Source organism: Spirabiliibacterium mucosae, assembly GCF_014884965.1.
GTDB lineage: Bacteria > Pseudomonadota > Gammaproteobacteria > Enterobacterales > Pasteurellaceae > Spirabiliibacterium > Spirabiliibacterium mucosae.
In genome coordinates this window covers 37784-51656 of sequence record NZ_JABTBO010000015.1, presented here as the reverse complement: position 1 = coordinate 51656, position 13873 = coordinate 37784, and the positions used below count along the sequence as shown (strand labels likewise).

Below are 13873 nucleotides of genomic sequence, written 5' to 3'. Positions count from 1 at the left end.
CAAGTTAAAAATTCGAACGGTTAAATAACCACGGAGCGCAGCACGACCAGCGGCGAACCTGGGGTGCGTTGGGTTCTTAGGGGCTTGCGCAAACAAGCCCCTAAGCCGCCGCAGGCGGAACTGCGATAGAGATAACGGAGTTATGAGAGCGCGCGCCGAGCGCCAGCTCAAACGGCGAAACCGTAGTGTGATGAAGGAGTCATGAAAGAGAACAAAAAAAGAAAAATGAAATGACGGAGTCATGAAAGTGAAAAGTGCGTCATAAAAAAACCGCACGTTAAAGTGCGGTTTTAAGGTTATCTTATTTACGCATTCGCCAGTTGCTGCTCTGTTGGTTTGATAAACGCATAGAGCACACCGGTTAAAATGCTGCCAGCTGCGATGGCAACCAAATACAACAGCACAGGCTGGATCGCCCCTGGAATCGCGAGCACAAAAATACCGCCGTGTGGAGCCATCAGTTTCGCGCCAAAGAGCATTGAAAGCGCCCCAGTTAACGCACCACCGGCCATACAGCTTGGGATCACCCGCATTGGATCGCGCGCGGCGAACGGAATCGCACCTTCAGAGATAAAGCACAATCCGAGCACAAACGAGGCCTTGCCACCCTCGCGCTCGTTGGCGGCGAATTTTTTGCGCGCCAAGAAAGTCGCGATCCCCATGCCCAGTGCTGGCACCATGCCTGAGGCCATCACCGCCGCCATTGGCAGGTAGGATGACGACGCCAGCAGGCCGACACCAAAGGCGTAGGCCGCTTTGTTTACCGGCCCGCCCATGTCAAAGCACATCATCGCGCCTAAGATAATGCCCAGCACAACCGCGCTGCCTGATTGCATGCCGCTTAAAAAGTCGGTCATGGTTTTCATGATCCACGCAACGGGGTTGCCAACCACGTAAATCATAATCAAACCCACCAACAAAGTGGAGAGAAACGGGATAATCAAAATCGGTTTCAGCGCGCTCATGGTGGCTGGCAATTTGAGGTGATCAGCAATCAGTTTGGCGATGTAACCGGCTAAAAAGCCTGAAATAATCCCGCCTAAAAAGCCTCCGCCAAGTGAGCTGGCCAGCATGCCGCCCACCAAGCCTGGTGTGAGCCCTGGGCGGTCGGCGATAGAATAGGCGATGTAGCCTGAAAGCACGGGGATCATCAAGCCAAAGGCGCTGCCGCCACCGATTTGCATCAAGGCCGCGGCCAGTGTGCCCTCTTGCTTGAAGGCCTCAATCCCGAACACGAACGACAGCGCGATGATTAACCCACCTGCCACCACCATCGGCAACATATGCGACACGCCCGTCATCAAGTGGCTGTAGATGCCCTTTTTCTCGCTTTTTTCGGTTTTGGCGACCGCACTTTGCCCTTCGGCGTGATAAATGCTCGCCTCTTGCCAGGCTTTGTCAAACTCGGCGGCCGTTTTTTTCAGCGCCAGCCCCGTTGAGGTGCGATACATCAATTTGCCGTCGAATTTGCTTAAATCCACTTCAATGTCGGCAGCCACAAACACCAAATCGGCTTCGCGCACTTCCTCTTCGCTAATCTGGTTGCCCGCGCCCACTTGCCCGCGGGTTTCCACCTTTACTTGCCAGCCTTGGGCTTTGGCGTAGGTTTCAATCGCCTCGGCTGACATAAACGTGTGCGCCACACCCGTTGGGCAGGCGGTCACGGCCACAATTTTTTTGACCGCACTTGTGTTTTCACGCGGTGCCTCAAAGGTGCGGGCGCGCTCAAGTGCGCTTTGCAGTTGCTGCTCGGGCGCGTTGAGGTCGTCTGGTGTTAAAAACGCCACGTTTTGGCCTGCCAAGGCGGCTGGGTTGAGCGCGTGCTGGCCGAGCACGAGGCAGACATCAGCGTTATCTGTCACCACACTGTGGCCGGCGTGTTTGGCGGCGGCGGTGAACACTTCGCGTAATAAAAATTGTCGTGCAGCGCCAAAGTCACTGCTGTCGATGAGTTGAATTTGCATATTATTGCCCCTGTTCAATCGTTATTCTGTCAATCATAGCCTCAAGTGCGTGGCGCTCAGCCACACCGACGTTTTCTTGCATCACGGCGAGCGTGCCCAGCGCACTGGCGGTGGCGAGCACCTGCTCTGGCGCGAGGTTGCGACTTAAGCCATAAATAAAGCCCGCCACCATCGAATCCCCCGCGCCGACGGTGCTGACCACCTCAATGCCCGCCACGGGCTTGGCGTGCAGCACGCCGTGTTGGCTGACCCACAGCGCACCGTGCTCGCCCATGGAGACCACCACGTTTTCCACCCCTTGCGCGCGCAGCTGTTGCGCCGCGGCAATGATGTCGTCTTGGCTATTGAGTGGCTTGCCAAGGTAATCAGCAAGTTCGTGTTCGTTCGGTTTCACCAACCACGGCGTGGCGCCAAGGCCGGCGTGCAATGCCGCTTTGCTAGTGTCTAGCACCACTTTGGCACCTGTTGTGCGAACGGCGTCAAGCCACTGGGCAAACATCTGTGGGCTGACACCGCGCGGCAGGCTGCCACACACGGCGACGAGCTGCACATCGCGCAGATAGTTCAAACTGTCGTCACAAAATTGCTGCCATTGCGCTTGGCTTATCGCAAAGCCGGAAAAGTTGAGGTCGGTCACCTCGCCGTGGTCTGCGGTGAGTTTCACGTTGGTGCGGGTGTTGCCCGCCACGCGCTGCATACGGTCAAGCACGTTGAGTTTGGCAAAGTGCTGCTCAAACGCGCCCGCATTACCCTCGCCTAAAAAGCCGCCAAGGATAATACTTTCCACGCCTAAATCGCTGAGCACTTTCGCCACGTTGATGCCTTTGCCAGCGGGGTAAACGCCGAGGGTTTGCACCTCGTTGACGCGCCCAAGGGTGATTTCACCCGCGCGGCCGACCAAGTCAAAGGCGGGGTTGAGGGTGATGGTTGCAATGCTCATGTCACTCTCCCAGCCCGTCGGCGATCGCCTGGCCAATGGCGTCAATCGCCTCTTGGGCGTCGTCACCTTGCGCCACAAAGTGCAGTTGATGGCCTTTGGTCGCACCTAAGGAGACCACTTTCATCATGCTTTTCGCACTCACGGCTGGCGTTTGGCGGCTGAGGTTGTCGACTTGAATTTGGCTGGCAAATTTTTTCGCCACCTGCACCAACAGCGCACTTGGGCGAGCGTGCAGGCCGTTTTCGTTTTTCACCACAAAGGTGCCTTCCACCGCGCCAGCCGGCAAGGTGGATACCGCGCTTTCGGTTTCATTTGTGGCGCTGTCTTGTGCTTGGCCGTGCAAAATCGCCAGCACCGCACGTTTACTTTGCGCTTGCAGCAATTGCGTGCGCACCTCGGCTTGCAACAAGCGCGCCAGCACGCTGTTTAACGCGTCATCCACACAGGCCACGCTCAGCAGCAGTTGCGCGCGCAGGCCGTGGTACTCAAAGGCGGTTTTGGCGCGCGCGAGCGCAATCGCATTGGCGCGGTTGCCTTGCGCGCTGTCGGTCAGCCACACGCCGTCACCGAGTGGCAGCGGGGGTTGGTTCAAACTGTGGGTGACAAACGCATTTTCCACCGCGCCACTTTGCAGCAAATTGCCCGCATTGAGCGCGCCCAGTGCCAGTAAGCTAGCGCTGTCCACGTCGAGGGTGATCAAACTCTCAGCGTCAACCGCACTTTGGCTTTCACCCATCAGCAGCGCGCGGAAGGTATCAACATCGTCCACCGTGGCGAGTTTTTCCGCGGTGGCCTCATCGCTGAGTACATGAGTGAGCTGGCGCAGCAGCGCCAAATGTTCGTCGCTGCGCGCAGCAATGCCAATCACCACGTGCGCCACATTGCCCTCGCCCCAATCCACGCCCTGCGGGATTTGCAAGATCTGCACGCCGGTGTTTTGCACCAGCGCGCGGGTGTCAAGCGTGCCGTGCGGGATGGCAATGCCATTGCCCAAAAAAGTGGAGGTTTGCTCTTCGCGCGCGAGCATGCCCTGCTCGTAGCCCGCCTTCACATAGCCGCCTGCCTCGAGGGCCTGCGCCACGCGGGCGATGGCTTGCGCTTTGGTTTCCACCGCGGCATTGAGGTGGATATTCTCTTTTGGCAATTCAAACATCGTCTGCTCCTTTGTTGTTGCCGACGGCTGAGATGTTGAAACGTTTCAGCCTTTGACGTAAAAATTTTGCTTTCAGTCCCCCAAAAGCAAGTTGATGATTTATTATTCGCCAAAACAAAACGGGGTTCAAGCGAACCCCGTGAGAAAATGCCCAAAGCTTGAGCTTGATCACACTTTATTTAACATCATAGACCACTTTAATTGGATAATGGTCAGATGCAACATCGGTTAACTTGTTGTGGATAATGGTTTTATCTTTAACCACAAACTTGTCGGCATTTTTACTAATGATGTAGTCAATAACGCGCGGGGCTTCTGGCACTGATTGCCCTTCAACCGCACTGTCAATTCGCCAGCCGTCTTTTTTGATAGCTTCAAATGTGCTGGCGTTGTGTTCTGCGGCTGGATCAACAGTCGCATTAAAGTCTGCAGCAATGAATGTTGGCAAACCAGAGGCAAGATTTTTATTCAATTCTTCGAATGTTTTGATTTGCAACGTTTTGCCATCAACATCAATATTTTTATGCGTGAAGTGGGTGGTTACAAATTGAATTTTGTTGCCATCAACAACAAACTCCGCAATGCCCGCTGAACGCTTGCCATCACCGTCTTTTGCGCCAGGCAATTCAATGGCTTTGAAATTTTTCAAATCCACTTTGTCGGAACGATACAAAAGCGCGTTACCGTATTTTCCTTCTTCAAAATCAATCGCAGGTGCATTTTCATATTTCCATGGCACGTTTTCAGCTTTACTTAACCAATAAGCAATAGAGCGGGCTTGATCAGAAAAATGCGTTCTGCCATTTTCCATATCAATTTCTTGCAAGGCGATAACATCCGCATCAAGACTATCTAAAACCTCGGCAATGCGTTGTGGATTAATCACTTGATCCTCACCTTCACTGTGATGAGTGTTATAGCTTGCCAAAACAAGTTCACCCGCCATTGCGTATGAGGTAAAACCAGCAAATAATGCGGCAAAGAGTAAACTTTTTTTCATAAATCCTCCATAGCTTAATAAAGCAGTTAATACATCAGGAAATAAAACCTACTGGATTGTTTATCAAAACAAAACGGGGTTCAAGCGAACCCCGTGAGAAAATACCCAAAGCTTGAGCTTGATCACACTTTATTTTTTGCCTTTGTGTTTGGCTTTGGTTTTGACCGCACTTTGTGTTTTTGGTGGGCATAGGCGCAGGAAGGCTTCATAGCCTTGGTTGAGTTGCGCTTCGCTGTAGGTTACGCGCTGTTTTTGCAAGTCGCGCATCGCGTCATAGATGCCTTGGGTGATGCTCGGTTTGTTGAGCTTGGCCCAGCAGCCTGGGCTGAATTGGCTTAAGTTGTTTTGCACGTCGCCGGCAAACACCGCACCTTTGCGGAATTCATAGACGTTGCTGTCTTGCAATTTGTTGTAGAGTTTTTGGCGCAGGCTCTCCAGCGGCTCTTTAACGTCACCGCGATACCACGCCTGCACGCCGCGGGTGAACTCATCCACGTCGTATTGTCGGTCGATGGTGCCGTGGTAGGTTTGGGTCGCGGTTTGATAGCCAATCATATACGACGGCGTGTCGCGCTCGCCGGCGGGCAGGTCAATCACCGCATCGTTTGTAAACAGGCTACAGCCGCTTAACGTCAGCACTGCACTCAGTGCGACAAGTTTGTGTTTCATCATACGTTTCTCCTTTGATGTTTCGTTCACTATACCACAGGCTTGGCGCAACTCAAGTGGCTTGCTATTTTGCCCAAAAGTGGGTAACGTAGTTTTATTTTTCACAAGACTATGTCCAACTTAAGCAAAGGCATTTTGGCCATGCTCATCTCGGCGCTGGCGTTCACCGTGATGGGGGTGTGCTTGAAACTCTCAGGCGAGCTGCCTGTGGTGCAAAAATCGATCTTCCGCAACGCCATTGCCGCCGCGCTCAGTGGCTTTTTGGTGTGGCGCCATCAAGTGCGGTTTTTCGCCGCGCGCGCTAACCGCAAAACGCTGATTTGGCGCTCCATTTTCGGCCTCAGTGGCATTTTGATGAGCTTTTATTCGATCGATCACCTCGTGCTCAGCGACGCGGATATGATCATGAAACTCTCGCCGTTTATTTTGATTGTGCTCTCCGCGATTTTTTTGCAAGAGCGCGTCACGCCCAAGCAAATCGCCTTTTGCACCTTGGCGTTTGTGGGGCTGATGCTCATCATCAAGCCGAGTTTTGAAACCGCACTTTTCCCGTATTTAGTCGCCCTCGGGGGCGCAATTACCGCCGCCGGCGCCTATTTGATGCTGCGCGTGCTGGCGCTAAGTAAGGTGGCTGAGTCGTCTTACACCATTGTGTTTTTCTTCTCGTTTTTTTCCACCGTGGCGCTGCTGCCGCCACTGTTGTTTGTCTACGAGCCGATGAGTGGCGCGCAATTGCTGTTTTTAATCGGCTCCGGCGTGGCGGCCACCTTTGGGCAATTTGGCATCACGCTGGCATACCGCTTTGCCAGCGCCAAAGAGGTGTCGATTTATTCCTACACCTCGGTGATTTTCGCCGCGCTATTTAGTGTCTTTTTATTCAACGAAATGCCCGACTGGGCCAGCTGGCTGGGGTATATTTTGATTTTTATCTCCGGCTACGGCATGTTTTTACTCAACCGCCACGCCGCGCGTAAGGAGGCTGCATGAGCGACACCATCACCCCGATTTCGGCACGCGATGCCTATGCCATGCTGCAAGCGCATGATGACGCCGTGTTATTCGACATTCGCGATGGCGCGCATTTCGCTGCCAGCCACGCCACGGGCGCGCAACATTTGAGCAACGCCAACTTGCACGAATTGCTCAATGCGCTGGATTTTGATCAGCCCGTTTTGGTGATGTGTTACCACGGCATTTCCAGCATCAGCGCGGGGCATTATCTTGCCAACCTGGGCTTTGAGCAGGTGTTCAGCGTTGAGGGCGGCTTTGAAGGCTGGCAGGCGGCGGGCCTGCCCGTTAAAACAGATACGCAATCGCGATAACTTGCCAATAAACCACTGCTATCGCCAGCGCAGCCAGCCCCCACGCCACGCGTGCCGCACGAGGGTAGACCCAGCGCAGCAGCGCGATCATCAACGCAATGGCGAGCGGATAAGCCCACATCAAAGTGGCTACGCCATTGGCTTGGGTGGCGGTGAGCGCAGGCGAGTCGCCCACATAAGGTGAGAGTAACAGCGCAAACGGCCATAAAATAATCGGGGCTGCCAAGACCCAAAGTGCGGTTTTAAACGCCACAGGCACTCCTTTTGCTTTTGATTCACGGTTAGACATTGTAGTATAACGCCATGATCGCATTTGAGGAGAGATTATGCAAACCTTGCTGACCACCGCCAGCCACGCCTTGGCGCTACGCTTTCGGGATTACGCCAAAGCACAATTTGGCCTGACCTTAGAGGTGGTGGCCGTTGAACCGCACTTTGAGGTGCGCTGCCCCGCGCTACTCAACGACGCATTGCGCGCGCAGCTTGACGCCGCCGTGCAAGCCTTTGTACAAAACCCAGACGACGCACAATTTGTGCAAGCCAGCTGGGCACAAGGCAAGATGGAAGCCGCCGAGCAGTTGCCGGCCGTTTCACCCCAAGGTGCCATCGCGTGGCTGAAAAGCGCGCCGATGACCGCACTTGTCACCGCACTTTGTATTATTATCTATGCGCTGTCGTTTTTCATCGGCGAGCGTGAGTTATTTTTGGCGCTGCACTTCCCTGAAGCAGGGCAATACGGCGAGGTGTGGCGGTTTGTCAGCCACGCGCTGGTGCATTTATCGTTTAGCCACATTGCCTTCAACCTCACCTGGTGGCTGATTTTTGCCAGCCGGATTGAGCAAAAGTGCGGTGGCGGCAAGATTATCCAGCTGTTTTTAAGCTGCGCGTTGATCTCTGGCATTGTGCAAAATGCCTTCTCGGGCGCGGCGTTTTTTGGGCTTTCGGGCGTGGTGTATGGCGTGCTGGGGTATATTTACACCTGCCACCGCCTTGACCCGCTCAAGCGGTTTAATCTCCCAAGCGGCTTTGTCTACATGATTGTGGTTGGCATTGTGCTGGGCTTTGCCGGCCCCTTGTATGGCGCGCAGGTGGGCAACGCTGCGCACATTGCCGGCCTCGTGGTGGGTGTGCTCTCAGGTATAATCGATTGTAAACGTGCAGAAATTGCCTCATGAGCACTGCTTTTAACCGCACTTTTGTGTAAAATAGTGCTATCTGTCACCACGAATGAAACCCATGGCCTTAAACACGCAAAAACTCTCTGCCTACGCACGCTTAATGCGCATTGACCGCCCGATTGGCACGCTGCTGTTGCTGTGGCCAACGCTGTGGGCGCTGGTGCTCGCCAGCCGCGGCCTGCCTGAAGGCAAACTGTTGGTGGTGTTCACCCTCGGCGTGTTTTTGATGCGCGCGGCGGGATGCGTGATTAACGACTACGCCGATCGGAACTTTGACGGCAGCGTCAAGCGCACCGCACTTCGCCCACTGGCCACGGGGGAAGTGACCGCGCGCGAGGCCAAATGGCTCTTTGTTGCGCTCTCGCTGCTGGCTTTTTTGCTGGTGCTCACCCTCAACCGCTACGCCATTGGGCTGTCGTTTATCGCCATTGCGCTGGCGTTTATCTACCCGTTTATGAAGCGCTACACTCACCTGCCGCAGTTTGTCCTCGGCGCCGCTTTCGGCTGGTCTATCCCGATGGCTTACGCCGCGGTGAGCAACGCCCTGCCGCTGGCCTGCTGGCTGCTGTTTATCGCCAATATTTTGTGGACAGTGGCCTACGACACCCAATACGCAATGGTTGATCGCGACGATGATTTGCGCATCGGCGTGAAATCCACCGCCATTTTATTCGCGCAATACGACAACAAAATCATTGCCGCCCTGCAAGCCGGCACCGTCGCGCTTTTTATCGCCATCGGCGCACTGACCGAGCTGCACTGGCTGTTTTATGTATTATTAATCCTGCCAACCGCACTTTTCATCTACCAAGCGCGCCTCACCCACAACCGCGAACGCATGGCCTGCTTTAACGCCTTTTTAAACAACAACTACGTCGGCCTCACCTTCTTTCTCGCCATTTGCGCGGGGGTTTTTATTGGATAAAAAAGCTGAGCGGGTGCTCAGCTTTTTTGGGATGTTGGAATTGTTAGAAACTCACGGCGCCTTTGAGTTTTTTCAAAGCGTTGGTTTCCAACTGGCGCACGCGTTCGGCGGAGATGTTGTATTTGGCCGCCAAGTCTTGCAAGGTGGCTTTGTTTTCATCTAGCCAGCGTGAGCGGATGATGTCTAAACTGCGCTCATCCAAGCCTTCCAAGGCGATGCTTAGCTGCTCGGAGGCTTGCTCTTCGTAGTTTTCGCTTTCCAGCTCGGCGGCAAAGTCAGACGATTTGTCTTCTAAATAGAGCGCTGGGCTGTAGCTTTCTTCAGCGTCATCCACTGGCAAATCAAAGGCCATGTCTTGCCCGCTCATGCGGGATTCCATCTCTTTGACGTCATCAACTGACACGCCCAGCTCGTCGGCCACCATGGCCACTTCGCTTTCGTTGAACCAGCCAAAGCGTTGTTTGGTTTTGCGCAAGTTGAAGAACAATTTGCGTTGAGCTTTGGTGGTGGCGACCTTCACGATGCGCCAGTTGCGCAGCACGTATTCGTGAATTTCCGCTTTCACCCAATGCACGGCGAATGACACCAAGCGCACGCCCACTTCTGGGTTGAAGCGACGCACGGCTTTCATCAAGCCGATGTTGCCCTCTTGAATCAAATCCGCCTGTGGCAAGCCGTAGCCGGCATAGCCCCGCGCAACGTGAATCACAAAGCGCAAGTGCGAGAGAATCAATTGCTTGGCCGCGTCTAAATCTTCATGGTAATACAAACGTTCTGCCAACGCTTTTTCTTCTTCTGCGCTGAGCATCGGATACTCGTTGGCAGCGCGAATGTAGCCCTCAAGGCTACCTTGCGGGACAAGCATCATGGTTTGCATTTCTTTATTCATTGCATTCTTCCTTAAGTTATGAACCTGTATTTATATCACACTTAGCGCGGTTGTAAAACCGCTCAATGTGACGGTGGCTCGAATTCGTATTAATTTAGACGCAAAAAATAATAAAAAGTTCGCGCAATCGGTTAAATTTTACGCAGTTAGTGAGTGTTCACTTAGAGCGTAATTTCCAGCTTATCTAATGCACGCTGGGCCTTCTCGCGCGCGAGCTCAACGCTGTCATCACGGGCTAAAATCACACCCAAACGGCGGTGGCCGTTAACCTCGCCTTTGCCGAACAAGCGAATGTCCACTTTGGGCTCATCGAGCACATCATTGAGGTTGCCAAAGCGCACGTTGTCAGACTGCCCCTCCACCACAATCGCGCGTGAGGCAGCCGGTGACAGCTGCTCAATTTCGGGAATCGGCAAGCCGAGAATGGCGCGGGCGTGCAGGGCAAACTCAGACAGCGGTTGTGAGATTAATGTCACCATGCCCGTATCATGCGGGCGTGGTGAGACTTCGTTGAAGATCACCTCATCACCGCGCACAAACAGCTCAACGCCAAAAATGCCGCGCCCACCGAGTGCGCTGGTGATTTTCTCAGCGATGTTTTGCGCTTGTAAAAGTGCGGTTTCACTCATCGCCTGCGGCTGCCATGATTCGCGATAATCGCCTTGCTCTTGGCGATGGCCGATCGGTGCTAAAAACGAGGTGCCGCCAATGTGGCGCACGGTCAGCAGCGTGATTTCATAATCAAACGCCACAAAGCCCTCCACAATCACGCGCCCGCCGCCAGCGCGCCCGCCCGATTGGGCGTATTCCCACGCTTGCATCAAATCTTGCTCGCTTTTCAGCACGCTTTGCCCGTGGCCGGAAGAGCTCATAATCGGCTTAACCACACACGGCAGGCCAATCTCGTTGACCGCACTTTTAAAATCATCCATGTTGTCAACAAAGCGATAAGGCGAGGTTGGCAGCCCCAGCTCTTCAGAGGCGAGGCGGCGGATGCCTTCGCGGTTCATGGTCAGTTTGGTGGCATTGGCCGTTGGGATCACGTTAAAGCCCGCGCGCTCGAGCTCAAGCAAGGTGTCGGTGGCAATCGCCTCCACCTCGGGCACGATGTAATCGGGCTGCTCGTCTTCCACCAGCGCTTTGAGCGCCTCGCCGTCGAGCATCGAAATCGTATAAGCACGGTGCGCCACTTGCTGCGCGGGGGCGTTGTCGTAGCGGTCAACGGCGATCACCTCCACGCCGAGGCGTTGGAGCTCAATCACCACTTCTTTGCCCAGCTCGCCTGAGCCGAGCAGCATCACTTTGGTGGCGTTTAAGGTTAACGGGGTGCCGAGGGTGGTCATAGAATCTCCTTGCAAAGAAAAACCGAGCGCGCGCTCGGTTTGAATCAGTTGTTTAAAAAGCTTGGGTCAAGGGTGAGCTCGTCGTTTTTGTTCACGCCCACGCCGCGCTCAAGAATGTGGCGCGCGATGTCTTGCGCCTCTTCCAGCGAGTGGTCGGTGTAGGTGCCGCATTGGTATTTGTTCAGCTCTGGGATGTCATTTTGCGATTGTACCTTGAGCACATCCTCCATTGCCGCCAGCCACGCTTGCGCGACCGCACTTTCATCAGGCCGGCCAATCACGCTCATGTAAAACCCGGTGCGGCAGCCCATCGGTGAAATATCAATGATTTCAACCGCGTCTGAATTGAGGTGATCGCGCATGAAGCCAGCAAACAAGTGCTCGAGCGTGTGCACGCCTTTCATCGGCATGATTTCAATATTCGGACGGCAAAAGCGCAGGTCAAAAACGGTGATGTCGTCGCCTTTGGGCGTTTGCATGGTTTTGGCCACGCGCACGGCGGGGGCATTCATCTTGGTGTGATCAACGGTAAAACTGTCTAATAATGGCATGGTTTTTCCTTGATAAATTTTTTTTACTTTTTTCGGAACTTTCTTCGCAACGCTGTGTCTGACTATACAAGCAACTTGCAGTTTTTTTCTATAATAAAGTTGGTTCCTTAGGTTATTTCGCCCCCACAACTTGGGGGCATTTTTTTGCCTGTTGCTAGGCAAAAGCAGTATAACACTAAATGTTAGCCACCTAAAGCACCGCGAGAAAGCGCACCTGTGCGCACGTCAAACACCGCCATATTGCCCGCCAGCGCCGCTTGCACGCCGTAATCGCCGTCTTCAAACACCACACAATCACAAGGCGCAAGCCCAAGGCCTTTGGCACATTGCAAAAATGTATCTGGGTGCGGCTTGTGGTTGGCGACATCATCACTGGTGACCACCACATCAAACAAGTGCGCGAGGTCAAACTGGGCAAAAAGCGTGTCGACAATTTGACGATGGGCGCCGGTGCCAAGGGCCAGCGGCTTTTTGCCGTGATAAAACTGCGCCACCTCAAAGGCCGGCAGCAGCACCGCACTTTCGGCCATGTATTGCGCGCCGAGATCGCGCTTGCGCTGCACCACTTCTTCGAGATAAGTAAGCGGCATGCCCGCCTTTTCCATCATGGCCTGCGCGATGTTGTAGGTGGTGGAGCCGGTGAGTGCCACCATCAGCTGCGGGTCAAAGTCGTAGCCGTATTCCTGCCCCATTTCAAGCCACGCGCGTTTGTGCGCCGCGAGGGTGTCGATCAAGGTGCCGTCCATGTCGAAAATCAACCCCGCAAAGCCCTCAAACTGGTGCGGGTCAATGTGTGAAACGCTCATAATGCTCCTTACAATGCAATAATCAGTTTGCCCTGGGTGCGGCCGGTTTCCAGCTGCTGATGGGCAATGGCGAGATCATGCCAGGCAAAAATCGCGGCGATGTCCACTTGCAACGTTTTATTACTGATCATCGCTAAAAGTGCGGTCAAATCCGCCGCATTAGGGGTGGCGAGGATTTTTTCCACCTGCAAGCCGCGCGCATCGCCTGCCTCTTGCAGCAACGGCACATGAATGCTCGGCACGCAAATCACTCGCCCACCTGCTTTCACGCCTGCCAGCGCCTGCACGCCACTGTCGCCACCGACGAGGTCAATGAAGAGATCGGCTTGCACATCAGGGAAGGTGGTGATGGCGGTGTAATCCACCACCTCACTCACGCCTTGCGCTTCAACCCAGGCTTTTTTCGCGCTTGAGCAAATAGCGACAATCTCCACATCGTGCTGTTTGAGCAGTTGCAGCAAAATGTGCCCCACGCCGCCGGCGGGTGCGGAAAGCATCACTTTTTGGCCGGCTTGCAATTTAGCTTGCTTGATGATTTGATACGCCGTCACGCCCACCGTTGGCAAGGCGGCGGCTTGTTGCATGCTGACATTCTCCGGCAACCGCGCCACCAAGGCGGCATCCACTTTGGCATAGCGGCTGTAACCACCGCCGTCAAAGCTCAGCGCCGCCACCCGCTCACCGACCGCAAAGCCGCTGTTGGCGCCCGCTTTAGCCACCACGCCTGCCATGTCAAACCCCAGCACGGCCGGGAATTGGCTTTTAAACTTCTCCGCGCCCCAGCCTAGGCCTTGGCGGGTTTTGTAATCCACTGGGTTGACGCCAGCAAAGGCCACTTCCAGTAAAATGTCGTTATCGCCAATCTCAGGTGTCGGCAGGCTTTGTGCCACATCCAGCACATCCACATCACCAAAGCGAGAAATTGTCACACCATAGTTTTCACACTCGCCCATGGGCTCTCCTCTGTTTGTCCTGTTTGTCAAAAATTCATCAATCCTGCTGCTTAGGATATCAAATTCGCCCTGACAAAAAAGCTTTTTTGTGATGCGCCTTGCAAATTTGGGCGAAAAAATTGCCTCAAACCGCACTTTGCACTATGTTCATAGCTACATTTATAAAAAGTGGTTTTAGTT

Annotated in this window: 15 protein-coding genes; 4 read left to right on the top strand and 11 right to left on the bottom strand. The window is 54.1% G+C overall.

The window, feature by feature from the left end; translation table 11 throughout:
• Window positions 1–305: 305 nt before the first annotated feature.
• From fruA to HPC37_RS07035, 5 genes are all read right to left on the bottom strand, one after another.
• The gene (fruA, locus tag HPC37_RS07055) at window positions 306–1964 is read right to left on the bottom strand and encodes a PTS fructose transporter subunit IIBC (protein ID WP_208122463.1); all 1659 of its coding nucleotides are present in this window, start codon (window positions 1962–1964) and stop codon (window positions 306–308) included.
• A gap of 1 nt (window position 1965) precedes the next feature.
• A complete protein-coding gene (gene pfkB / locus HPC37_RS07050) occupies window positions 1966–2904 on the bottom strand; it encodes a 1-phosphofructokinase (RefSeq protein WP_208122462.1) in 939 nt (312 codons plus the stop codon).
• Between the two features lies 1 nt (window position 2905).
• Window positions 2906–4057 (bottom strand): fused PTS fructose transporter subunit IIA/HPr protein, encoded by a 1152-nt coding sequence (gene fruB / locus HPC37_RS07045; RefSeq protein ID WP_208122461.1) that lies wholly within the window; start codon window positions 4055–4057, stop codon window positions 2906–2908.
• A gap of 175 nt (window positions 4058–4232) precedes the next feature.
• Complete coding sequence (locus tag HPC37_RS07040; RefSeq protein ID WP_208122460.1) at window positions 4233–5057, bottom strand: endonuclease/exonuclease/phosphatase family protein; 825 nt, start codon at window positions 5055–5057, stop codon at window positions 4233–4235.
• 129 nt (window positions 5058–5186) lie between these two features.
• Entirely contained in the window at window positions 5187–5729 is a 543-nt protein-coding gene (locus tag HPC37_RS07035) for a hypothetical protein (protein WP_208122459.1), read from the bottom strand.
• Between the two features lie 108 nt (window positions 5730–5837).
• Here HPC37_RS07035 and HPC37_RS07030 point away from each other — a divergent pair, with 108 nt between their 5' ends.
• Both HPC37_RS07030 and glpE read left to right on the top strand, forming a co-directional pair.
• Window positions 5838–6713, top strand: a complete 876-nt coding sequence (locus tag HPC37_RS07030) for a DMT family transporter (protein WP_208122458.1) — start codon at window positions 5838–5840, stop codon at window positions 6711–6713.
• Complete coding sequence (gene glpE / locus HPC37_RS07025) at window positions 6710–7048, top strand: thiosulfate sulfurtransferase GlpE (RefSeq protein ID WP_208122457.1); 339 nt, start codon at window positions 6710–6712, stop codon at window positions 7046–7048. Before HPC37_RS07030 ends, glpE begins: the two co-directional genes overlap by 4 nt.
• Here glpE and HPC37_RS07020 read toward each other — a convergent pair.
• Window positions 7023–7301 (bottom strand): DUF5389 family protein, encoded by a 279-nt coding sequence (locus HPC37_RS07020; RefSeq protein WP_208122456.1) that lies wholly within the window; start codon window positions 7299–7301, stop codon window positions 7023–7025. The genes glpE and HPC37_RS07020 overlap by 26 nt on opposite strands.
• Before the next feature lie 73 nt (window positions 7302–7374).
• On the opposite strand from HPC37_RS07020, the gene HPC37_RS07015 reads away from it, so the two are divergent.
• Together HPC37_RS07015 and ubiA are read left to right on the top strand one after the other, a co-directional pair.
• A complete protein-coding gene (locus HPC37_RS07015; protein WP_208122455.1) occupies window positions 7375–8223 on the top strand; it encodes a rhomboid family intramembrane serine protease in 849 nt (282 codons plus the stop codon).
• 61 nt (window positions 8224–8284) lie between these two features.
• On the top strand, window positions 8285–9151 hold the full coding sequence (ubiA, locus tag HPC37_RS07010; RefSeq protein WP_208122454.1) for a 4-hydroxybenzoate octaprenyltransferase: 867 nt from the start codon (window positions 8285–8287) through the stop codon (window positions 9149–9151).
• Between the two features lie 43 nt (window positions 9152–9194).
• On the opposite strand, the gene rpoH is transcribed toward ubiA, so the two are convergent.
• The 5 genes from rpoH to HPC37_RS06985 all read right to left on the bottom strand — a co-directional run bounded on the left by rpoH (window position 9195) and on the right by HPC37_RS06985 (window position 13693).
• Window positions 9195–10040: an RNA polymerase sigma factor RpoH gene (gene rpoH / locus HPC37_RS07005; protein ID WP_208122453.1), complete on the bottom strand. Its 846-nt coding sequence runs from the start codon at window positions 10038–10040 to the stop codon at window positions 9195–9197.
• A gap of 161 nt (window positions 10041–10201) precedes the next feature.
• On the bottom strand, window positions 10202–11383 hold the full coding sequence (gene purT, locus HPC37_RS07000; protein ID WP_208122452.1) for a formate-dependent phosphoribosylglycinamide formyltransferase: 1182 nt from the start codon (window positions 11381–11383) through the stop codon (window positions 10202–10204).
• 44 nt (window positions 11384–11427) lie between these two features.
• Entirely contained in the window at window positions 11428–11934 is a 507-nt protein-coding gene (gene luxS / locus HPC37_RS06995; RefSeq protein WP_208122451.1) for an S-ribosylhomocysteine lyase, read from the bottom strand.
• Window positions 11935–12116: 182 nt separating this feature from the next.
• A complete protein-coding gene (locus HPC37_RS06990) occupies window positions 12117–12740 on the bottom strand; it encodes a beta-phosphoglucomutase family hydrolase (RefSeq protein ID WP_208122450.1) in 624 nt (207 codons plus the stop codon).
• Window positions 12741–12748: 8 nt separating this feature from the next.
• Window positions 12749–13693, bottom strand: a complete 945-nt coding sequence (locus HPC37_RS06985) for an NADP-dependent oxidoreductase (protein WP_208122449.1) — start codon at window positions 13691–13693, stop codon at window positions 12749–12751.
• Between the last annotated feature and the right edge of the window lie 180 nt (window positions 13694–13873).

Coding starts and splice junctions, on each gene's coding strand:
- purT (WP_208122452.1), bottom strand. CDS start 11,383: ATGACCACCCTCGGCACCCCGTTAACCTTAAACGCCACCAAAGTGATG.
- glpE (WP_208122457.1), top strand. CDS start 6,710: ATGAGCGACACCATCACCCCGATTTCGGCACGCGATGCCTATGCCATG.
- fruA (WP_208122463.1), bottom strand. CDS start 1,964: ATGCAAATTCAACTCATCGACAGCAGTGACTTTGGCGCTGCACGACAA.
- ubiA (WP_208122454.1), top strand. CDS start 8,285: ATGGCCTTAAACACGCAAAAACTCTCTGCCTACGCACGCTTAATGCGC.
- HPC37_RS07030 (WP_208122458.1), top strand. CDS start 5,838: ATGTCCAACTTAAGCAAAGGCATTTTGGCCATGCTCATCTCGGCGCTG.
- HPC37_RS07040 (WP_208122460.1), bottom strand. CDS start 5,057: ATGAAAAAAAGTTTACTCTTTGCCGCATTATTTGCTGGTTTTACCTCA.
- HPC37_RS06985 (WP_208122449.1), bottom strand. CDS start 13,693: ATGGGCGAGTGTGAAAACTATGGTGTGACAATTTCTCGCTTTGGTGAT.
- HPC37_RS07035 (WP_208122459.1), bottom strand. CDS start 5,729: ATGATGAAACACAAACTTGTCGCACTGAGTGCAGTGCTGACGTTAAGC.
- fruB (WP_208122461.1), bottom strand. CDS start 4,057: ATGTTTGAATTGCCAAAAGAGAATATCCACCTCAATGCCGCGGTGGAA.
- HPC37_RS06990 (WP_208122450.1), bottom strand. CDS start 12,740: ATGAGCGTTTCACACATTGACCCGCACCAGTTTGAGGGCTTTGCGGGG.
- pfkB (WP_208122462.1), bottom strand. CDS start 2,904: ATGAGCATTGCAACCATCACCCTCAACCCCGCCTTTGACTTGGTCGGC.
- rpoH (WP_208122453.1), bottom strand. CDS start 10,040: ATGAATAAAGAAATGCAAACCATGATGCTTGTCCCGCAAGGTAGCCTT.
- HPC37_RS07015 (WP_208122455.1), top strand. CDS start 7,375: ATGCAAACCTTGCTGACCACCGCCAGCCACGCCTTGGCGCTACGCTTT.
- luxS (WP_208122451.1), bottom strand. CDS start 11,934: ATGCCATTATTAGACAGTTTTACCGTTGATCACACCAAGATGAATGCC.